The organism is Kribbella rubisoli, assembly GCF_004217145.1.
Classification (GTDB): domain Bacteria; phylum Actinomycetota; class Actinomycetes; order Propionibacteriales; family Kribbellaceae; genus Kribbella; species Kribbella rubisoli.
Genome location: NZ_SHKR01000011.1, coordinates 581,150 through 599,857 on the forward strand (window position 1 = coordinate 581,150; position 18,708 = coordinate 599,857).

Below are 18,708 nucleotides of genomic sequence, written 5' to 3' on the forward strand. Positions count from 1 at the left end.
GGTAGGCACATACGCTGCAGCTCATGAGAGTCACGGTTGTCGGCGTGTCCGAGGTGCCCCAAGAGATCGAGGTGCCGGACGGGACCCAGTTCCTCAACGTCGAGCCGGCAATCCGCGCGTTGCGGGACCAAGGCATCGGCACCGCCGTACTGACGTGTCTGTCCGAGGAGCCGCTCACCTATCAGGTGCTGCCCTCTGATGGCTTCGTCAGCTCGGACCTGGCGCCGTGGACAAAGCCCGAGTGGTACGACGAGGCGCTGCCATGGATCGCTGAGCAGGTAGAGGCGACCGGTCCGTGGACGCAGGTCCGCTCGTGGGGTCTGTCGAACGTCCTTCGCATCCCGACAATCGACGGTGATGTCTACTTCAAAGCAATCGCTCACTCCACCACGATCAAGCCGACCCGCCCGGACCCACTGCCTCTCCTGTTCGCGCACGAGCCCTTGTTCCTGCAGAAGGCCTCCGAGGACCACCCCGGCGGCGTCCCGGCGCCACTCGCCATCGACTCGCAGCGAGCTTGGATGCTGCTGCCCGACCTCGGCACACCACTGGCCGCCGAGACCGACGTCGACGTGTGGATCGACTTCGTACGCCGTCATGCGCGCCTGCAGCGCAGCTATGTGAATCACCCTGAACGCCTGCTGGAAATGACCTGCGCCGACCGCCGCCTCGCCGTACTCGACGCCGAACTGGAGCGCGTACTCGGCCCCACCCCGGCAACCGAGCGGCTCGAACCGCACGAACGAGCCCGGCTGCCTATCCGCGCCAAACAGTTGCGTGAGGCAATCACCGAGCTGTCGTCGATCGGCCTCCCCGAAACCCTGCTCCACGGCGACCTGCACCCCGGCAACGTGGCAGTCCGGGACGGTCAGGTGCTGGCCTTCGACTGGACGGACGCATCCTGGTCGCACCCGTTCCTCGACCTGGTGACGTTCATCGAGGAGGAGCGCTCACCGCTGTCGGCGGACCCGCGGGTCCTGGACGCGTACCTGAGCGAGTGGGAGGAGTACGCGACCCCCACAGACCTACGCCACGCCCTCGACCTCGCCACACAACTGGGCGCCCTCCACCAAACCATGACCTACGCCCACCTCCTCGACCACGTAACCGGCCCCAGCAAAGCCTCGATGCTCCGAGGCGGCGTGTGGTGGCTACGCCAACTCCTCAAGCCGTAACCAGGGCGCGGCACCGGTCAGCGGTGGAGGATTGCCAGTTGGTTGCGCATCCCGCGGCGTACGGGTGGGTCCAGGTGGCGATCCCAGTCGGGTCTGCGTTCGCCTCGTAGGAGGGCGTAGTACGCGAGCGCCTCGGCCAATGCTGCCTCGCGCAAATACCCGCGGGCGACCGGCTGCTTGCCCCGCCCGTTGGGTCGCGGACGACGTTCGTACGCCGCGTTGGCGGTGAAGATCCCGAGCCCGTAGAAGACGGTGATGAGGTCGGTGAGCGGCTCATGGTCAGGTCGGCGCGTGAGCGTGATCCGGTCGCCGCCGAGCAGCAGTTCGTGCCCGACCTCGTGCGCGTAGATTGCGATCAGCGCGACCGGATCGGCGGCCAGCGCGGGTGACAGTTCGATCTGGTTCTGGTCGGCACCGCGGCTCCATCGACCGTGCTGTTCCTTCACCACGGCAGTCGTCCCGCGGTTCGACGGGCGACGTACGCCATTCAGTTCGAAGCTCAGCCCACACTGCCCAGGCCGCAGATCCATCCACCCATCAACCCGACCGCACAGCTCGGTCGCCGCGGCCCGGCTCCCGTCGTACCCGTCCGGAATGACATCGGCCGGCAGCGCGATCGGCCGAAGCAGGACATCCCGGCCGAACTCCGCGACCAACCAGTCCATCGACGACCGGATCCAGCGGCGACTACCACCAGGCAGCCGTTCCCGCGGCGCCTTCAGTTGGGACCTTACTTGCTGGCTTCGTCGCATCATCCCGATCGGATTCCTCACCCGCCGGATCATGCCTGCCCGGCGTCACGCCAAACCTTCCGGGGTCGTTCCGTCACCGTCGGTTGACATCAGCCCAGCGGAGCACCCTCTTGGATCGACGCGATCTCGGCGTCCTTCACCATCGCCGCGAGCCGCGCGAACGTACGCATCCGCACCGACCGGTCGAGCTCCGTCGGCATCACCGGCAGGATCGACACCGGCCACAACTCATGTCGCCGCAAGCAGTACGCCGCCAGCGCCTCCGACGCCCCGCGCTCCCCCAGATACCCGAGCGTCTGCAGCGCCGAACGCCGACCGGGCACCCGCTCGACCGCCTGGTTCGCGAGGAAGATCCCGAACCCGTGGAAGATCGCGAACAGATCGGTCACCGCCTCATCATCCGGCCGCTGCCGGTCGATCAGGTGATACCCCCACAGCACCTCGTGCCCGAGCTCGTGAGCCGTCGCAGCCACCACCGCAGACGGGTCCGCGAGTACGTCGGCCGACAGCATCACCGCAGTACCGTCGAGGTCGCCGCTGCGCAGGTCCAGCCAGCAGGCGCGCGATCCGCTGCCCGGCGGCTTCGACCAGACAGCCTCGGCTCGGTCGCACAAAGCGGCCCGCCGATCGAGGTCGGTCTCCTGGACGATCGCCGTACTGCGGTTCAGCTCGGCCTGCAGCTCCCGCTCGGCAAGCACACCGATCTCGGGCGCAAAACCCGCGGCAGCGAGGGCATCGACCTCGGCCGGCGTCATTGTTGCCCGCAGCCCCGACACCGCCACGATGTTCGCGCGCTGCTCCGCCCGAAGACGGTGAACGGCCGCGCTGCGGGCGGCGGCGCGGACCTCGTCCATCCGGAAGCTGAAGCGGATCCGGTCGTCGGGCACCTCCAGCCAGGCGCAGACCTTCAGGCAGAGCTCACGGGCCGCACGCTCCGAACCGTCGTACCCGCGGGGCACGAACTCGCTCGGCAGCACCGGCGGACGACGCAGCGGCTCGACCCCGAACCGTTCGGTCAACCAGTCCAACGTGTCTTCGATCCATTGTTCGGGTCCCCCAGGCAGCATGACCTTCGGCCCATAAATGAGCCCCCGGTCCCGTTGCCGGCGCCGCCACGCACCGATCAGATTCATACCGAACTGACGCGACCCGACGGCTGCCCGTTCCATCGCGACTATTGCGGCTGGATCACCACCCGAGGACGGAGGGCGGACCTCCGATCAACTCGTCGAGCCGGGCCGTGAAGCGCTCACGTGGCTCGGGATCGAGGGCAGAGTGCCAGGCCGGCACGAGCGGACCGTCCCGCAGCAGCCGATGCTGCCGGAAGCGGTACGCCGCGAGCGCCTCCGCGACGGCCGTTTCGCCGAGGTATCCGAACGTCTCCACAGTCGGCGTCCCGAGCGTGGTCTCGTCGAGCGCGGCGTTGGCGTGTGCAATGCCGAAGCCGTGCAGCACCGCGAAAAGGTCAGTCAGCGGCTCCCGCAGTACGCCGGTCGCACCTGGCACGTCAGACGGCATCAGGACCTGATGACCGAGCTCATGCGACGCAGCGGCCATCAGAACAGCCGGATCCGCGAGTACGTCGGAACCCAGCATCACCGCGGTGTGTCCGGGCAGAAGCTCGACCCCGGGCAGGCAGTAGGTCAGATCGGTCCATCGGCCAGCCGACGACGATTCCAGGCCTGCCGCCTCGGGGTCCGGCCGATCCGGCCGCTGCAGCAGCTCGGCTCGCCGCACCGGGTCAGGCTCGGCCGCGATCTCCCGGCAGCGAACCAGCTCGGTGAGGAAGTCGAGGAACGCAAACCGCTGGATCTCTGGCAGCAGCCCGACATCGACGCCGTCAAGCTCATCCGGCACAGCGTCGCCGACACGGCACTCCACCAGCAGCTCTGCGAGCCGATCACTCGGCGCGGCGCCCAGGACGCGTGAGTGCTTCCGCACGGCAGCGATGTCCGCCGGATCCGCACCGCGGAAGGCCGGCAGGCTCTGGGCGACGAAGGCATCGGCGAGCGTTGCCCCCAGCAACTGACCCGCTTCGACCACCTTCTCCAACCGGAAGCTGAACCGGATCCGCCCCGACGGGATCCCCATCCGCTCGGCCACCAGCAGGCACAACTCCCGAGCTGCCGCCTCCGAGCCGTCGAACCCAGCCGGCACGAACTCGCCCGGCACGACCGCAGACCGGCGCAGCGGCTCGGTCCCGAAGTGGTCGATCAGCAACCGCAACGAATCGTCGACCCATTGCCGTGCCCCGCCCGGCAACTCGACCTTCGGCGCCCGCACGAGATCGCTGAAGGACATGTCCATGCCCTCTGCGACGTCAGCCAGCAGCATCGCGGTTCCAGCTACTTGAGGAGGAGTTTGCCGAGGCGGCGGGAAGCGACGTACATGCCGAGGGTTCCCATGACAGCCAAGTAGAGGGCGTGGACGACGAGGAACCAGTCAACGGTGCCGGTGGTGAACGCGCGCTCGAGCACGACACCTTGGTAGAGCGGGGTGATCTCGACGAGCCAGCGGATCACGCCCGGATATGTCTCGACCGGGTAGAAGGTGGCCGAGAACAGGAACATCGGCATGATCGCGAGCTGCACGAACTCGAAGTCCTGCCAGCTGCGCATGAACGTGGTCAGCGCCATCCCCGCACCAGCGAACGCGAACCCGATCAGCACCGAGGCCGGTAGCGCGAGCAGCGCCCACCACGACGAGATCAGGCCCATGACCAGCATGACCAGGACGAACATCGCCGAGTAGATCGCCCCGCGCAACAGCGCCCAGGTGATCTCGCCGGTCGCCACGTCCCACGGCCGCAACGGCGTCGCGAGCATCGAGTCGTACAGCTTGGCGTACTTCATCCGGAAGAAGATGTTGTACGTCGAGTCGAAGATCGCGCCGTTCATCGCCGAGCTGGCCAGCATCGCCGGCGCGACGAATGCGGCGTACGCGATCTTGGTGCCGTCGGACAAGGTGAAGTCCCCGACGAGGTGAGCGACGCCGATGCCGATCGAGAGCAGGTAGAACACCGGCTCGAAGAACCCGGACAGGAACACGACCCACGATCGCCTGTAGAGCAGGAAGTTCCGCTCGACGATGTGTCGGCCACCACCGAGCCGAACCGGAACCGGGACAACCCGGGCAGCGATAGTTGCCATCAGCGGATCAACTTTCGGGTGAAGCCGCGGACGGCGAGCCAGGTGCCGGCGATGAACCAGGCCAGCAGGTAGACGACGTTGACCAGCGCCAGCCATGGGTTCACCGTGCCGAGGCTCAGGTTGCGGCACAGGTCGACCCCATGCCACAGCGGACTCACGTACGCGAGCCACTCGATCCAGTTGGGCAGCTGGGAGACCGGGAAGAACGCACCGGAGAACAGGAACGCCGGGACCACGCCGAAGCGGAAGACCATCGCGAAGCCCGAGTCGTTCTCCAAGGTCGTCGCGTACGCCGCGATCGGGCCGGCGACCGCCATCCCGACGAGCAGCGCGACCGGCAGACCGAGGATCCCGAGCGGCGACTTCAACCCGCCGAACAACGCGATGATGACCAGGAACACCGCACACGAGCTCAGCACCCGGAACGCGATGAACGCCAACTGCCCGTAGACCACGTCCGCAGGCCGCAGCGGCGTCGCGATCATCGAGTGGAAGAACTTCTGCCATTTCAGCCCGGACATCACCGGGTACGTCGACTCGCCGACCGCGATCTGCAACGCCGTCGAGGCGAGCAACCCGGGCGCGATGAACTGCAGATAGCTGACCCCGCCGAGCGCGCCCGTTCCGTTGCTGTCGACGAACGAGCCGAGCCCGATCCCCATCGCGGCCAGGTAGAGCATCGGCAGCAGGAAGCTGCTGATCATCGTGCCCTTCCAGGTCCGCTTGTAGACGGTCAGCCAGTAGTCGAACATCCGGCGACCGTTCTCGAGGGCGACGGTCATAGGGCCTCCCGGTCTGGACTGGGGAGCGCAGGGAGCGCAGCGACCGGAGCGACGAGGGAAGGCCGGGAATCACAGCCCCATGACCCGCCGCGACGGAGTCGCGGCATCAGTAGCGCCATCAGTCCACCAACGTCCGGCCGGTGAGGCGCAGGAACACGTCCTCCAGCGTCGAGCGGCGGACGAGAACAGCAGCCGGTTGCAGACCGCGCTCGTGCACGGCGGCGACGGCGCGCTCACCGTCGTCGGTGTAGAGCAGCAGGCGGTCCGGCAGCACTTCGATGCGCTGGGCAAGGTCCTCGACCTTGCCGGCCAGGGCGTCGTGGTCGGCCAGCATCACGTCAGGACCGAACCGAAGCTCGGTCACCTCGCGCGTCGAATAGTCGCGGATCAGGTCGGACGGCGAACCCTCGGCCGCGATCAGTCCACCGTCCATCACCACGAGCCGGTCGCACAGCTGCTCGGCCTCGTCCATGTAGTGGGTGGTGATGATCAACGTGACGCCGGCCTGCTTGAGCCGGAACAGCTTGTCCCACAACAGGTGCCGCGCTTGCGGGTCGAGGCCGGTGGTCGGCTCGTCCAGGAGGAGCAGGTCGGGCTTGCTGACCAGGGAGCGGGCGATCGTCAGCCGGCGCTTCATCCCGCCGGAGAGCTCGTCGACCTTGACCTTCGCCTTCTCGGTCAGCGCGACGAACTCGAGCAGCTCGTCGGCCCGCTCGCGGCACTCGGCGCGGCTGAGACCGAAGTACCGGCCGTAGATCGTGAGGTTCTCCCGGACTGTCAGCTCGGTGTCGAGGGTGTCGTCCTGCGGGCAGACCCCCAGCCGGGCGCGGATCGCCGGGCCGTCGGTGGCCGGGTCGAGGCCGAGGATGCGCAGGGTGCCGCCACTGGTCGGGGAAACCGCGCCGATCATCCGCATCGTCGACGACTTGCCCGCGCCGTTCGGCCCGAGGAACCCGAAGGCCTCGCCGCGCCACACGTCCAGGTCGATCCCGCGAACCGCTTCGAAGTCGCCGTACGACTTCCGCAGCTCGCGGACATGGACCAAGGACTCCCGCTGCTCACTCACCTGCTCGACACTAGACGCACCTCCGGACAGTTTCTTCTCGTTTTGGGCAGGCGGGATGGCATTCACTGTTGACGATCTTCAGCGGCTGAGCGATCTGACGGTCAGCGCCTGGCAGGACAGTCTCGACCGGGACTGGTCGGCCCCGGCCGGCAACCTGAGCTGGACCTGTCTGCGGACGGCGGACCACACCGTGGACACCGTGCTCGCCCCGGCGATCTTCCTGGCTTCGCGGAGGCTCGACGACTATCCGTCGTACGGCATCAGCACACCCGGCCCGGACGCTGCTCCCGCGGTGTTCGTCGAGGCCTTGCAGACCGCGACAAGGATCCTGATCGCGGTGGTCGGCGACGCCACCTCGGATGTCCGAGCAGTGCTCTGGCGACGGCCACGCGTCGAGCCCCGGGGACCTCAGGCCGCTAGGGCGGCTCGAACCCGCCGGGCCTGATCAGCCGCGGCCGACGTACGGCATGCCGGCGGCCATCACGGTCAGGGTCGGTACGGCGACCGTGGTCGGGAGCTTCGCGATCTGTACGACGAAGTCCGCGACGATCTTCGGGTCGAACGTCGGCTCGACCGCGATCGAACCGTCCGGCTGGAGCACGCCCTGCTCCATCCGCTGGGTCATCGCGGTCGAGGCGTTGCCGATGTCGATCTGACAGGCGGTGATGCCGTGCGCGCGCCCTTCCAGCTCGAGGCCTTTGGTCAGGCCGCTGATGGCGTGCTTGCTCGCGGTGTACGCGATCCCCTGCGGCCGCGGCACATGCGCCGAGATCGACCCGTTGTTGATGATCCGCCCACCCTTGGGGTCCTGCCGCAACATCAGGTCGAACGCCGCCTGCGCACACAAGAACGACCCCGTCAGGTTGGTGTCCACCACCCGCCGCCAGTCCTCCTCCCGCACATCCTGCACCCCAGCCGCCGGCGACCCCGTCCCCGCGTTGTTCACCAACAAATCAACCCGCTCAAGCCCCCCGAAAAACCCCCGAACGGCACTCCCATCAGCCACATCCAGTACTGCGAAGTCCACTGCCCCGTTCCCAGCAGCAACGGTTTCTTGGAGCTTCTCCTCAGTCCTCCCAGTCACCCACACGCGGTACCCGGCCGCCGCGAGTGCCAGCGCCATCTCCCGCCCCAGCCCGGATCCACCGCCGGTCACCACAGCCACCTGCGTCATCGCGCCACCCTTCTGCCTGTTCTGACTGGCGTCCAGGATGGCAGCAACGCGGCAGCGACCGCCGTCATGACCAGCAACTCCACCCACACACCACCACCGAGCGGCGGCACCAGTTCCTCGGTCAAGTTCCACGCAGCATGCACGAGGATCGCCCCCGGCACCCCGCCGCGCAGCTTCTCGCTCACGAACAACATGACGAACGTCAGCGGGAACAGCTCCAGGAAGAACGTCACCCCCGCCGCCGTGAACAGCCCGTCATCGTGCTGCCCCGTGCCGTTCAGGAAGTACAGCGGCACATGCCACAACCCCCACGCCGCCCCGAGCACCACCGTCGTCCCCAGCGGACCGAAGTACTCCCGCAACCGAGGCTGCACATACCCGCGCCACCCAAACTCCTCCGACACCGGCCCTGCCAAGAACGTGTACGCCGCCGCGCCGAGCACCCCTCCGGCTCCCGCGACGACCGAGGCAGCGTGGTCAGGCAACTCGGGCAACTGCCCGCCGATGATGCACGCACCCAGCGGACCGATAGCACCAAGTACGACGGCAGCCACCGGCCAGACCGGCGACCAGCGGACCATGCGCCGCCGCTCCCGGTACAGGAGCCACATCACCAGCGCGGCCAGCGACGGCCCCGACGCCGCCAGCGAGAACACGAGCATGCCCACGCCTTCATCCAGATTCACCCCGAGTACGCCGAGCACCGCCCACGGCACCCACGTCAGAACAAGACAGATGACCCCGAACTCCACCAGCCGCCGCTTGATCACCGACCCAGCCTCCCGGCGGGCGCAGCGCTCGGACCAGGGTGCTGGACCGACCTCCGAAGGGGATCCAGCACTACCTCGCGTCACAAACACCCCCTTCCGCCGTCGAAAGAGTGAAGGACCCACGTCCTTCGCTGCGGACAGTAACCATCCGGCAACCGAGCGCAAATAAGTGGCGGCTCACTTGAACATCTTGGAAACTCATTTGCGTGTATCACGCAAGCATGTATATGCTTGCAGCATGCAAGTAAACGACGCGTACTCTCCGCAGACCCCCATCGAGGGCGTCATGCACGCGTTCACCCGGATCGGACGCCGGCTCAAGGCCAAGCAGCCCGGTGACACGATCGACCACAGCGCGCACGTCGTGCTGTTCGCACTGCGGTGCAACGGTGCACTGCGCCTGTCCGACCTCGCCGGGCGACTCGAGCTCGACGCTTCGACCACCAGCCGGCACATCCGGTCCCTGGAGCAGCTGGGCCTGGTCCGCCGCTCCCCCGACCCCGACGACGGCCGCGCCTTCCGGGTCGAGCTGACCGACGAGGGCATCGAGCAGTGGGAAGCCAGCGCCCGTCACCGGATGGAGCTGCTGAGCGCCGCGATGGAGGGCTGGTCCGAGGAGGACGTGCAGACCTTCGAGCGGCTGATGACCCGCTTCGCGGACGGCGTCGCCGCCCGGACCGAAGCACCCTCCAGCGCCGCCTGGGCCGAGAAGGGGTGGGCCGCCGTGGCCCCGAGACCTTCCCCCCGGGCAGAGCGCAGTACAGACCAAGACTTCGCGGCCAGCGGCGACCCCGCAACCCGTGAGAACACCGACAAGAACCTGGAGAGCACCAAATGAGCACCACAGAGCCTGCCACCGCCGGCGGCGCTGCGCCTGATAGCGGTCCTAGCTACCTGTCCCACAAGCAGATCCTGGTGATTCTCGGCGGCCTGATGGCCGGGATGTTCCTGGCCGCGCTCGACCAGAGCATCGTGGGTACGGCGCTGCCGCGTATCGTCAGCGACTTCAACAGCCTCGACAAGTTGTCCTGGGTGGTCACGGCGTACCTGCTGACCTCGACCGCCTCGACCCCCTTGTGGGGAAAGATCTCCGACCTCTACGGCCGCCGCCCGCTGTTCATCGCGGCGATCGTCACCTTCCTCGGCGGCTCGGTGCTGTCCGCGCTGTCGCAGAACATCGAGCAGCTGATCGGCTTCCGCGCCGTCCAGGGTCTGGGCGCCGGCGGTCTGATGTCCCTCGCGTTCGCCACCATCGGCGACGTGATCCCGCCGCGCGAGCGCGGTAAGTACATGGGGTACTTCGGTGCCGTCTTCGGCCTGTCCTCGGTGGCCGGCCCGCTGCTCGGCGGTCTGCTCACCGACGGTCCCGGCTGGCGCTGGATCTTCTGGATCAACGTCCCGATCGGTCTCGTTGCCCTGGGCATCGTTGCCGCCGTACTCCGGCTGCCGCACGTGAGGCGCTCGCACAAGATCGACTACCTCGGCGCATCCACCGTCGCCGCGGCCGTCACCTCGTTGCTGCTCGCCGTCTCCTGGAGCGGTCCGAGCAACGGCTGGGGCAACGCGACCACGCTGGCCCTGCTGATCGGCTCCGTCGTACTTGCCGTCGCGTTCGTCTTCATCGAGCTGCGGGTGGCCGAGCCGATCATCCCGATGGACCTGTTCAAGGGCCGGATCTTCTCCGGGTACGCCGGATACGCGTTCCTGCTGGGCTTCGCGATGTTCGGTGCGCTGATCTTCCTGCCGCTGTACCTGCAGGCCGTCAAGGACCTGTCGCCGACCCGCTCCGGCCTGGCGTTGCTGCCGATGATCGTCGGTATCTTCTCCGCGTCGATCCCGAGCGGCCAGATGATGAGCAAGAGCGGGCGGTACAAGCACTTCCCGATCATCTCCGCGGTCCTGGTCAGCGGCGCGATGGTGCTGCTGTCCACGCTGAGCCTGACCACGCCGTACTGGCAGCTGGCGATCTACATGTTCGTGATGGGCGCCGGTCTGGGTCTGTCGATGCAGATCACCGTCACCGCCGCGCAGAACAGCGTGCCCCGGCAGCACATGGGCACGGCGACCTCGACGATGACCTTCTTCCGCTCGATGGGTGGCGCGATCGGTACGGCGGTCTACGGAGCCGTACTGACCACCCGGCTGAAGACCCACCTGTCCGACATCGTTCCGAACGCCACGCAGTCGATGGTCGACGGACTGGCCAAGGCCGCCAACAGCGTCCAGGCACTGCACGGGCTGAAGGAGCCGCTGAAGGGCTTCGCACTGCACGGGCTCGTCGACGCGATGGACGACGTCTTCCTGGTCTCGCTGCCGTTCCTGGCGATCGCGCTGATCCTGGCGATCATCACCCCGGAGCAGCGGCTGGCCGGCCGTCACGACGGCCCGAAGGCCGAAGGCGAGACGGAGGACTCGTTGGAGTCCTCCGCAGCCGCCGCAATGCACTGACGCAGCACTGAGGTTTACCGCACTGAGACCAAACTCCGGTTGACCTACCCGACAGCCGCCCTGGGAAGCTTCCAAGGGCGGCTGTTCTTTTGCTCTCGGTGAGACGAACGGCCCGCCTGACCCCGCCGGGGTCTTAGTTTCGACAGCAGAGTGTGATGCACCGCGACGATAGGGACAGCCTCACGGATGAAGACTCTTGACCGGCCGTTGGACGACGACGACCGCGCGATGGCGGACCTCGCCGAGGTCCGCGACTGGCGACGGCTCGGCGGACCGCAGTCGGGCGGTACCGGGCCGGACCCGGTGCGCCGCCTGATCCGCAGGGTCAAGTCCGCGACCAACTGGAAGCCGTGGCCGATCACCCGCAGGACCGTGATCGACGACCAGCTGGACGGTTGGGGTTTCCTGACCCGCCGCAAGACCGAGCTCGCCGTGTACGACGACCAGGTGTTGCCGCACAGCCCGTTCAGCGGCTGGGTCGCGTTCGCGATCGAGCGCACCGACATCGACGCGGCGATCGCCGGACTCGACGAACACTGGCCGGCGAAGTTCGACCTCGCCTGCCGGCACTGGGGACAACCGGCGTACGTCGGAATCGACAGCAAGACCGGATTCGTCGACGACTGGTCACCAGGCGCCGGCGCCGACCGTCGCCACCTCGCCGTGTGGACGCCGCCCGGTGCAGAGATCCACCTGTACAGCAACAAGCCGACACCGCGCCCCTTGTCGGTATCGGTCGGAATCAACTACACGGTCTACCTCACCGAGGAGGGGACATGAGGACACCAGTTCACGCGACCCGGGAACGGCAACGCGACGACCTGTTCGCGAACGTCGGGAACCCGCCGCCGACCGGAGCCGTCGACAGTAGCGTGTCGGAGACCTCGCTCACCGCTCTCGCCCACGACCGCCTCGCGACTGCGGCCGGTCCGGCGGTCAGCCCGGCGGCGCTGGACCCGAGCCTGCGGGCCGGGCTGCTGCCACCGGGCCAGACGCGGGCAGCCGGCAACACGGGCGCTCGTCCTCAGACCGGCGGATCGACGGCCCGCGGCACGGACCGGAACGGCCCCGCCCGCTAGACCGGAACGCCTTGTTTTTCAGCACATTCGATCACCCCGACACCGCACCGACGGAAGGAACAATTCCGGAATGAAAACGCTGGACAGGTCACTCGACGAAGACGATCGGGCCTTCGCCGACTTCGCCGATATTCGCGACTGGTCGGCAATCGCCGGACCGAACAACAACGACAGCGGACCGAAGGTCGTCCGGGCGATCGTTCAGCGCGTCACCTCGGCCTCCGACTGGCAGCCCTGGCCGCTCGCGCAGGGCGAGGAGATCGACCGCGCGGTCGCTTCGTGGGGCTTCACCACCAAGCGCAACAGCACGATCATCGTCTTCCCGGGCATGGCGTTCGCGGATGCCAAGAACAGCGGCTGGTGCGCGTACGACATCGAGCCGGGCGACATCGCCGAGGCCGAGGCAGGCCTTGACGCCCACTGGCCGGAGCACTTCGAGCTGGCGCGCAAGTACTTCGGCGAGCCGACGTACGTCGGTGACGACAGCCAGCCGGGATTCCTCGACGCGTGGGGTCCGGGCGCCGGATCCGACAAGCGCCACCTCGCCACCTGGCTGCTGCCGGGCGCGCACCTGCGGCTGTTCAGCACCAAGCCGACCACTTCCCCGCTGACCCCCGCGGTCGGCGTCAGCTACGCGGTCTACATCAACTAGGAGACGTAATGACGACCCCTACACAGGAAAGCCCCGCGTGGCCGCAGGGCAGCTGGATGCAGTCAGGTGAGTGGCTCGCCAAGCTGAACGAGAACGAGCAGGCGAACCTCCGCGCCTTCGTCGGTATGACGCCGGAGCAGCGGACCGCCTCGATGCAGTACGCGAGCCTGGACTCGCGCCAGCAGGCGAACCTGATGCGCGCGGCGAACACCGACCCGTTGCGCGACCGGGTGAACGCCGCGGTCCGTGGCGCGGTCGCGCGGGTTCACCTGGCGTACGACAACACCCAGCACCGGCTGAGTGAGGCGGCACAGACCCTGGCCACTCAGGCCCGGGAGTACCGCGACGCCGCGGTCGGCGGCGCCACGCGTGCCTACGAGAACACGCGCGACACCGTCGTACAGGCCGGGCGTGACGTCCGGGACACCGCCGTACAGGCAGGTCGCGATGTTCGGGCCGGTGCCGAGGAGCTCGGTCAGCGGGCCGCCGGCGCGTACAACACCGGCGTGGACCGCGTGAACGAGTTCGGAAACCGGGTCGCCGAGACCTACCAGGGCGCGCGGGAGAGCGTCGTCGACGCGGCGCAGCGCGGTCAGGTGCGCCTCGACCAGGCGTGGCAGGCCGGCGCCGATCGGCTGAACGAGACCGGCCAGCAGATCGCCCAAGGCGCCCGGGACCTCCGGACCGCTGCGGTCGGCACCGCCCGGGACACGCGTGACGCGGTCGTCGGCGGCGCGCGGACTGCCCGCGACGCGGTCGCCGCGGCGCCCGGCAAGGTCGGCCGGTGGTTCGAGGGCAAGTTCAACAACACCATGCTCAAGGCCGAGAGCTCGCTGGCGTCGTTCAACGCCGGTCGGCACAACCCGCCGCTGGGCGCCGACATGAACCAGGCGATGGACGGCAAGACGCAGCTGGCGATGATCCAGCAGTGGAGCGAGAACCTCCCGGGTCAGATCACGGTCGAGTCGAACGAGGCGATCCAGAACCTCGCCCAGGCGTCCCAGGCTCAGATCGACGCCCAGAACGCGGCCCGCCTCGCGGGTGGCGTCGCCCCGGCCAGCCAGGCCGTCGGCCAGCCGCCGCAGCCGCAGACCGCGCAGCAGGGTGAGCAGACCGGCCAGCCGGCCAACCTCACCAAGAACAACGACAAGGGCGGCCTCAACCGCTGACCCCGATCACCCGAAGACGCCGCCGAGCCTGGCTCGGCGGCGTCTTCGTGTCCGGCAGACTGACCCCATGAACCCGCTGCAGACCAAGCTGGCCACCATAGGCCTGGAAGCCTTGGCCGACTACGGCTTCGTCCTGGCCGGCGGCTACGCCCTCCAGGCCCACGGCTACGGCACCCGCGAATCCGACGACATCGACCTGTTCACCAACGTCCTCGACCCCGAGACCTTCGCCGAGGCCGTCGAGCAACTCGTCACCGCCTACCGTGCCAGCGGTCTCACGATCGAGGTCGCCCGGCAGGTGTCGACGTTCGCCCGGCTCGTGGTGACGGATGATGACGGGCCCACCGCCAAAGCAGACCTGGCCGTCGATCACCGCCTGCTCCCGCCGACGACGACCAGCCTCGGACCGGTGCTCTCCGAGGCGGACGCGATCGGCAGCAAGGTCGGAGCTGTGTACTCACGGCTCGAGCCCCGCGACCTGATCGACGTACAGGCGGTGCTCGACAGCGATCGCTACACCACCGACGCGCTCCTCGCGCTGGCCGATCAGCGCGAGGTCACGCCGTTGGACCGGAAGATGTTCGCCGGCCAGCTCCGTGCGGGCAGCCGGCTGCCTGATGCTGGGTTCCAGTGGTACGGCGCCCCACCTGAGCTGATCGCGCGAATCCGTCGTACGGCGGAGGAGTGGGCCGAGCGGCTGGACCGCTCATCAGGGAGGATGGACGGGTGAACGAGCCGCGCCCGGCCCAGCCCGGAGACTCCTACGCCTCCCGGATCCCCTACGTCGTACCGGACTCGCTGGACCAGCTGACCGGGCCACGGACCGGGATGGTCGAGATCCCGGTCTCCGTGGCCTGGGGACCGCAGCGGGTCTACGACCTCGGCAATCCTGTCGACCGGCTGTACCTGTACCAAACGGTTCTCAGCGAGGCCTCGACACTCGACCAGCTCACCCGGTTGGTGAACAAGGACCTGCTGATCGAGCTCTGGCCGCAGATGCACCTGCCGCGGTACTGCGTCCGGCGGTGGCACACCGCGTTCCCGCAGCTCGCCCAGATCGGCGCGGGCGGGATCTGGCAGTGATGGACCCCGAACACGCTCAAGTCGCTCGCATCGGCCTGTCCGCAATTCGCGACGACGGGTACGCCCTCGCCGGTGGTCAGGCGTACAAGGAGCACGGGATCGGCGTCCGGACGCCGCACGACGTAGACCTGTTCACCGACCGGCAGGGCGACTTCGGGCAGACGATGGACCGGCTGCAGTCGGCGTACCGCGACGAGGGTTACCAGGTCGGCCTGCTCGAGCAATCGGGCGAGCACGCCAAGCTCAGCGTGAGCAAGGACGGCCGTAGCACCGAGGTCGACATCGGCCGCGACTTCCGCAGCCGGCCGCCGGTCGAGACCGAGGTCGGCCCGATGCTCTCGGTCGAGGACTCGGTCGGCTCGAAGGTCGGCGCGGCCTACGACCGCGTCGAGGCGAAACACTTCATCGATCTCGAGGCCGCAGTACAGTCCGGCCGGTACTCGCGCGACGACCTGCTCGCCCTCGGCGACGAGCGTGAGTTGTCAGGCATCGACCGCGACGGCTTCGCCTACCAACTGGACCAGGCCGCGCGGATCCCCGACGCCAAGTACGCCGAGCACGGCTTCAGCGCCGAGCAGACCGCGGCGCTCAAGGAGGACCTGGGCAACTGGGCCCAGCAGATCCGGACCCGCGCGTCGCACCCCGACATCGACACTGCGATGCGCGTCACCGAGGCCGGCCAGGCGCGGGCCGGATCAGGACCTGCGAACCAGACGCAGGGCGCGGCCGCCCATCGTGGGCCCTCGCTGGGCCAGGAACGTTCTAAGGGCGAGCGGGGTAGCTAGTCCTCGGCGGGGGTCGGGCGGGGGCGGCGTCTGGGGAGTTGGCGTGGGGGGTCGGGCTCTGGGTCGTTGCCGGCCAGGTGGTTGACGATGGCGTTGAGGACGGCGGCGGTGGGGACGGCTACCAGGGCGCCGACGATGCCGGCGATGATTACGCCGGTGGCGATCGAGAGGATGACGGCGAGCGGGTGGACGCTGACCGCGCGGCCGAGCAGGAACGGCTGCAGGACATGGGCCTCCAACTGCTGTACGCCGATCACGACCGCGAGCATGACGATCGCGACAATGGGGCCCTTGGCAACCAACGCGACGAGGACGGCGACCACGCCGCTGACCAGCGCGCCGATCACCGGTACGAACGCGCCGACGAACACCAGGATGCCGATCGCGCTCACCAGCGGCAGGCCGAGGATCGCGGCGCCGAGCGAGATGCCGATCGCGTCCACGGCGGCGACCACGATCGTCGCGCGGACGAACGCGGTCAGCGAGACCCAGGCCCTGCGCCCGGAGGAGTCCGCCTTGTCGCGGGCCCGGCGCGGGAACAGCCGGACCAGCCACGCCCAGATCTGATCGCCCTGGTACAGGAAGAAGAACAGGCAGAACAAGGCGATGAAAAGGCCGGCGACGACATGCGTGGCCGTCGTACCGACCGCCGCTGCCTGCTGACCGATCGCGCCGCCTGAGGTGATCTGTTCGCGCAGTGTCTTGATCGCGTTGGTGACGTCCTGATCGGTGAGGCCGAAGTTGATCCGGCCCAGCTCGCGCAGCTTCTGCACACCTTCGCCGACCTGGGTCGACAGGCTGTCGAACTGACCTGCGATCTGCGTGCCGACCAAGGTGAGGAGGCCGGCCACCAGCACGACCGTCGCGATCACGGTGACCCCGGCCGCGGCACCGCGCGGGAGGCGAAGCTTCTGTAGGCCGTTGGTGATGGGCACGAGCAAAGCGGTCAGCAGTACGCCGACGGTCACCGGTACGACGACCTCGGACAGGTACCGGATGCCGTACCCGATCACGACCACGGCGGCCACGATCACCAGGAACCGCCACGCCCAGGTGCTGGCGATGTACATCCCGCGCGTCACGCCGGCGTCGTCCACCGGCGCCACGTCATCGGCAAGCCTCTGCTCCTCCGGCTCGGCGGTCTCCTCAAGGATCTCGTTGTCCGCCACCGGACTCTGATCCTCGGAGACCTCCGCGTCGTCCCGCCCCGCCTCGCTCATCACACCTCCGCAGCTCGGTTGCTGCTGAGACTAGTGCCCGCGCTCACCGGTTCCATGAATGTGGGCCGCCAGCCCCTCCGCCGCCTTCGGCTCGTCATCCGCGAGCAGACCGACGGCTGCGAGCACGTAGTCCGCGTCCACGCACACCTCCGCCCGCTGCGGGACGAGCCAGCCCTCCTCCTGCGCATTCGTCCCGATCGAGCCCAGGATCCGGGCGGCGACCTCCGGCGGGTTGTGCCGCAGTACTCCCCCGGAGCCGACCAGCAGATCCACCTCGCGCAGGTCCTTCCCGGATCGCTCGATCACCCGCCCGCCCGGCCCGAACACGATCCGCTGCCGTCCCGCATGCCGCCTCAGCGCGACCGTCGCGGCAACGCTCGCCAGCGTCTCGTCGTACGACGCTTCCTGCCGGTCGCGGGGCAGGAATGAAGTATCGTCATGCCGACGTTCGGCAGCTGCGTGTACTTCGGCCACGTTCGGGATGAGCCCGGCCTCGGCGCCCGCGGCGACCACCGGTACGGCGCTCCAGCGCATCCCGAGATCACCCTCGACCGTACGGGTGACCGGATGCGTGGCGACGACCTCTCGGCCGAGGTTGGCGTCCTCGGGGTCGAGCTCGATCACCGAGTGCACGTCGGTCGTCGCGCCGCCGATGTCGACGACCGCCACATCGCCGTGCAAGCCGGCGAGCACCTCGACACCCCGCAGTACGACGTCCGGCGTCGCGGCGCGGATCATGCTCGCGAACGACGGATCGCGCGACAGGTTCTTCCCGCCGATCACATGCGCGAGGAACATCTCCCGGATCGCCGCCCGAGCACTGTCCGGCGCGAACACACCGATCTCCGGCACGACGTTGTCCGCGAGCACGTGCGGTACGGCGGCCTCGGTGAGGATCGCGCCGATCTCGTTCCGTGCTTCGATGTTGCCGGCGACAACGACCGGTTTCCGCCACTTGTACCTCGCCAGCGTCTCGGTCGCCTTCAGCAGCACCGCCGAGTTGCCGCCGTCGGTCCCGCCGAGCAGCAGCACGACGTCCGGGCGATCCTTGCGCAGCTCCTTCTGACTGGTTGCCGTCAGTCCACCGTTGACGACGGCAACCACCCGGCCGCCGCTCGACAACGCGACCCGCTTGCCCGCCTCCGCGGTCACGAGCTCTTCGTTGCCCACGACACCGATCCGCAGCCCGCCGCCCGCACTCGAACAGGCCAGCACGTCGGCCTTCTTCACGCCACGATCGACCTCCTCGAGCGCGACCCGGCAGGCGTTCCAGCCGTCCATCACGTCGGTGTCGATCGTCGTACGGTGCTCGGCCCGGGCGACCAACTCGCCTGAGCCGACGTCCACGGCAACCGCCTTCGTGAACGTCGACCCGAAGTCGACGGCCACCACCAAACTCACAAC

21 protein-coding genes are annotated in these 18,708 nt (G+C 68.3%); 11 read left to right on the plus strand and 10 right to left on the minus strand.

Going from position 1 to position 18,708, the window contains the following annotated elements; translation table 11 throughout:
• Positions 1–23 precede the first annotated feature (23 nt).
• Complete coding sequence (locus EV645_RS05500; protein ID WP_130440368.1) at positions 24–1,175, plus strand: aminoglycoside phosphotransferase family protein; 1,152 nt, start codon at positions 24–26, stop codon at positions 1,173–1,175.
• Between the two features lie 17 nt (positions 1,176–1,192).
• On the opposite strand, the gene EV645_RS05505 is transcribed toward EV645_RS05500, so the two are convergent.
• The 6 genes from EV645_RS05505 to EV645_RS05530 form a co-directional block, all read right to left on the minus strand.
• On the minus strand, positions 1,193–1,840 hold the full coding sequence (locus EV645_RS05505) for a hypothetical protein (RefSeq protein WP_130440370.1): 648 nt from the start codon (positions 1,838–1,840) through the stop codon (positions 1,193–1,195).
• 176 nt (positions 1,841–2,016) lie between these two features.
• Entirely contained in the window at positions 2,017–3,096 is a 1,080-nt protein-coding gene (locus EV645_RS05510) for a hypothetical protein (protein ID WP_130440372.1), read from the minus strand.
• 19 nt (positions 3,097–3,115) lie between these two features.
• Positions 3,116–4,261: a hypothetical protein gene (locus tag EV645_RS05515; protein WP_130440374.1), complete on the minus strand. Its 1,146-nt coding sequence runs from the start codon at positions 4,259–4,261 to the stop codon at positions 3,116–3,118.
• Between the two features lie 11 nt (positions 4,262–4,272).
• Entirely contained in the window at positions 4,273–5,076 is an 804-nt protein-coding gene (locus EV645_RS05520; protein ID WP_130440376.1) for an ABC transporter permease, read from the minus strand.
• Positions 5,076–5,858 (minus strand): ABC transporter permease, encoded by a 783-nt coding sequence (locus EV645_RS05525; RefSeq protein WP_130440378.1) that lies wholly within the window; start codon positions 5,856–5,858, stop codon positions 5,076–5,078. The genes EV645_RS05520 and EV645_RS05525 overlap by 1 nt, the downstream gene beginning before the upstream one ends.
• 118 nt (positions 5,859–5,976) lie before the next feature.
• Complete coding sequence (locus EV645_RS05530; RefSeq protein ID WP_130440380.1) at positions 5,977–6,924, minus strand: ABC transporter ATP-binding protein; 948 nt, start codon at positions 6,922–6,924, stop codon at positions 5,977–5,979.
• A 55-nt stretch (positions 6,925–6,979) separates the two neighbouring features.
• On the opposite strand from EV645_RS05530, the gene EV645_RS05535 reads away from it, so the two are divergent.
• A complete protein-coding gene (locus EV645_RS05535; protein ID WP_130440382.1) occupies positions 6,980–7,369 on the plus strand; it encodes a hypothetical protein in 390 nt (129 codons plus the stop codon).
• On the opposite strand, the gene EV645_RS05540 is transcribed toward EV645_RS05535, so the two are convergent.
• The gene (locus EV645_RS05540; RefSeq protein WP_130440384.1) at positions 7,370–8,098 is read right to left on the minus strand and encodes an SDR family oxidoreductase; all 729 of its coding nucleotides are present in this window, start codon (positions 8,096–8,098) and stop codon (positions 7,370–7,372) included. It lies immediately after the preceding gene.
• Positions 8,095–8,868: a type II CAAX endopeptidase family protein gene (locus tag EV645_RS05545; protein ID WP_130440386.1), complete on the minus strand. Its 774-nt coding sequence runs from the start codon at positions 8,866–8,868 to the stop codon at positions 8,095–8,097. The genes EV645_RS05540 and EV645_RS05545 overlap by 4 nt, the downstream gene beginning before the upstream one ends.
• A 238-nt stretch (positions 8,869–9,106) precedes the next feature.
• Between EV645_RS05545 and EV645_RS05550 the strand changes: the two genes are divergently transcribed.
• The 9 genes from EV645_RS05550 to EV645_RS05590 all read left to right on the plus strand — a co-directional run bounded on the left by EV645_RS05550 (position 9,107) and on the right by EV645_RS05590 (position 16,084).
• Positions 9,107–9,706 (plus strand): MarR family winged helix-turn-helix transcriptional regulator, encoded by a 600-nt coding sequence (locus tag EV645_RS05550; protein ID WP_130440388.1) that lies wholly within the window; start codon positions 9,107–9,109, stop codon positions 9,704–9,706.
• Complete coding sequence (locus EV645_RS05555; RefSeq protein WP_130440390.1) at positions 9,703–11,316, plus strand: MDR family MFS transporter; 1,614 nt, start codon at positions 9,703–9,705, stop codon at positions 11,314–11,316. Before EV645_RS05550 ends, EV645_RS05555 begins: the two co-directional genes overlap by 4 nt.
• A gap of 186 nt (positions 11,317–11,502) precedes the next feature.
• Positions 11,503–12,096 (plus strand): hypothetical protein, encoded by a 594-nt coding sequence (locus EV645_RS05560; protein ID WP_130440392.1) that lies wholly within the window; start codon positions 11,503–11,505, stop codon positions 12,094–12,096.
• Positions 12,093–12,395: a hypothetical protein gene (locus EV645_RS05565; RefSeq protein ID WP_130440394.1), complete on the plus strand. Its 303-nt coding sequence runs from the start codon at positions 12,093–12,095 to the stop codon at positions 12,393–12,395. The genes EV645_RS05560 and EV645_RS05565 overlap by 4 nt, the downstream gene beginning before the upstream one ends.
• A 70-nt stretch (positions 12,396–12,465) precedes the next feature.
• Entirely contained in the window at positions 12,466–13,047 is a 582-nt protein-coding gene (locus EV645_RS05570; RefSeq protein ID WP_130440396.1) for a hypothetical protein, read from the plus strand.
• Between the two features lie 8 nt (positions 13,048–13,055).
• The gene (locus EV645_RS05575) at positions 13,056–14,216 is read left to right on the plus strand and encodes a hypothetical protein (RefSeq protein WP_130440398.1); all 1,161 of its coding nucleotides are present in this window, start codon (positions 13,056–13,058) and stop codon (positions 14,214–14,216) included.
• Positions 14,217–14,283: 67 nt separating this feature from the next.
• Entirely contained in the window at positions 14,284–14,946 is a 663-nt protein-coding gene (locus tag EV645_RS05580; RefSeq protein ID WP_130440400.1) for a nucleotidyl transferase AbiEii/AbiGii toxin family protein, read from the plus strand.
• Positions 14,943–15,299, plus strand: coding sequence for a hypothetical protein (locus EV645_RS05585; protein WP_130440402.1), 357 nt, complete (start codon positions 14,943–14,945; stop codon positions 15,297–15,299). Before EV645_RS05580 ends, EV645_RS05585 begins: the two co-directional genes overlap by 4 nt.
• Complete coding sequence (locus EV645_RS05590) at positions 15,299–16,084, plus strand: nucleotidyl transferase AbiEii/AbiGii toxin family protein (protein WP_130440404.1); 786 nt, start codon at positions 15,299–15,301, stop codon at positions 16,082–16,084. Before EV645_RS05585 ends, EV645_RS05590 begins: the two co-directional genes overlap by 1 nt.
• Here EV645_RS05590 and EV645_RS05595 read toward each other — a convergent pair.
• Together EV645_RS05595 and EV645_RS05600 are read right to left on the minus strand one after the other, a co-directional pair.
• Positions 16,081–17,304 carry an AI-2E family transporter gene (locus EV645_RS05595; RefSeq protein WP_130440406.1) on the minus strand — a complete coding sequence of 408 codons (1,224 nt, stop codon included), beginning with the start codon at positions 17,302–17,304 and terminating at the stop codon, positions 16,081–16,083. The genes EV645_RS05590 and EV645_RS05595 overlap by 4 nt on opposite strands.
• A 30-nt stretch (positions 17,305–17,334) precedes the next feature.
• Positions 17,335–18,705, minus strand: coding sequence for a glutamate mutase L (locus EV645_RS05600; RefSeq protein ID WP_130440408.1), 1,371 nt, complete (start codon positions 18,703–18,705; stop codon positions 17,335–17,337).
• Positions 18,706–18,708: the final 3 nt, after the last annotated feature.

What these genes read in the sequence shown, in the direction of transcription:
- EV645_RS05575 (WP_130440398.1), top strand. Translation starts at nt 13,056, where the DNA reads ATGACGACCCCTACACAGGAAAGCCCCGCGTGGCCGCAGGGCAGCTGG.
- EV645_RS05520 (WP_130440376.1), bottom strand. Translation starts at nt 5,076, where the DNA reads ATGGCAACTATCGCTGCCCGGGTTGTCCCGGTTCCGGTTCGGCTCGGT.
- EV645_RS05590 (WP_130440404.1), top strand. Translation starts at nt 15,299, where the DNA reads ATGGACCCCGAACACGCTCAAGTCGCTCGCATCGGCCTGTCCGCAATT.
- EV645_RS05515 (WP_130440374.1), bottom strand. Translation starts at nt 4,261, where the DNA reads ATGCTGCTGGCTGACGTCGCAGAGGGCATGGACATGTCCTTCAGCGAT.
- EV645_RS05560 (WP_130440392.1), top strand. Translation starts at nt 11,503, where the DNA reads ATGAAGACTCTTGACCGGCCGTTGGACGACGACGACCGCGCGATGGCG.
- EV645_RS05550 (WP_130440388.1), top strand. Translation starts at nt 9,107, where the DNA reads ATGCAAGTAAACGACGCGTACTCTCCGCAGACCCCCATCGAGGGCGTC.
- EV645_RS05500 (WP_130440368.1), top strand. Translation starts at nt 24, where the DNA reads ATGAGAGTCACGGTTGTCGGCGTGTCCGAGGTGCCCCAAGAGATCGAG.
- EV645_RS05510 (WP_130440372.1), bottom strand. Translation starts at nt 3,096, where the DNA reads ATGGAACGGGCAGCCGTCGGGTCGCGTCAGTTCGGTATGAATCTGATC.
- EV645_RS05565 (WP_130440394.1), top strand. Translation starts at nt 12,093, where the DNA reads ATGAGGACACCAGTTCACGCGACCCGGGAACGGCAACGCGACGACCTG.
- EV645_RS05580 (WP_130440400.1), top strand. Translation starts at nt 14,284, where the DNA reads ATGAACCCGCTGCAGACCAAGCTGGCCACCATAGGCCTGGAAGCCTTG.
- EV645_RS05595 (WP_130440406.1), bottom strand. Translation starts at nt 17,304, where the DNA reads ATGAGCGAGGCGGGGCGGGACGACGCGGAGGTCTCCGAGGATCAGAGT.
- EV645_RS05525 (WP_130440378.1), bottom strand. Translation starts at nt 5,858, where the DNA reads ATGACCGTCGCCCTCGAGAACGGTCGCCGGATGTTCGACTACTGGCTG.
- EV645_RS05505 (WP_130440370.1), bottom strand. Translation starts at nt 1,840, where the DNA reads ATGGACTGGTTGGTCGCGGAGTTCGGCCGGGATGTCCTGCTTCGGCCG.
- EV645_RS05535 (WP_130440382.1), top strand. Translation starts at nt 6,980, where the DNA reads ATGGCATTCACTGTTGACGATCTTCAGCGGCTGAGCGATCTGACGGTC.
- EV645_RS05540 (WP_130440384.1), bottom strand. Translation starts at nt 8,098, where the DNA reads ATGACGCAGGTGGCTGTGGTGACCGGCGGTGGATCCGGGCTGGGGCGG.
- EV645_RS05555 (WP_130440390.1), top strand. Translation starts at nt 9,703, where the DNA reads ATGAGCACCACAGAGCCTGCCACCGCCGGCGGCGCTGCGCCTGATAGC.
- EV645_RS05570 (WP_130440396.1), top strand. Translation starts at nt 12,466, where the DNA reads ATGAAAACGCTGGACAGGTCACTCGACGAAGACGATCGGGCCTTCGCC.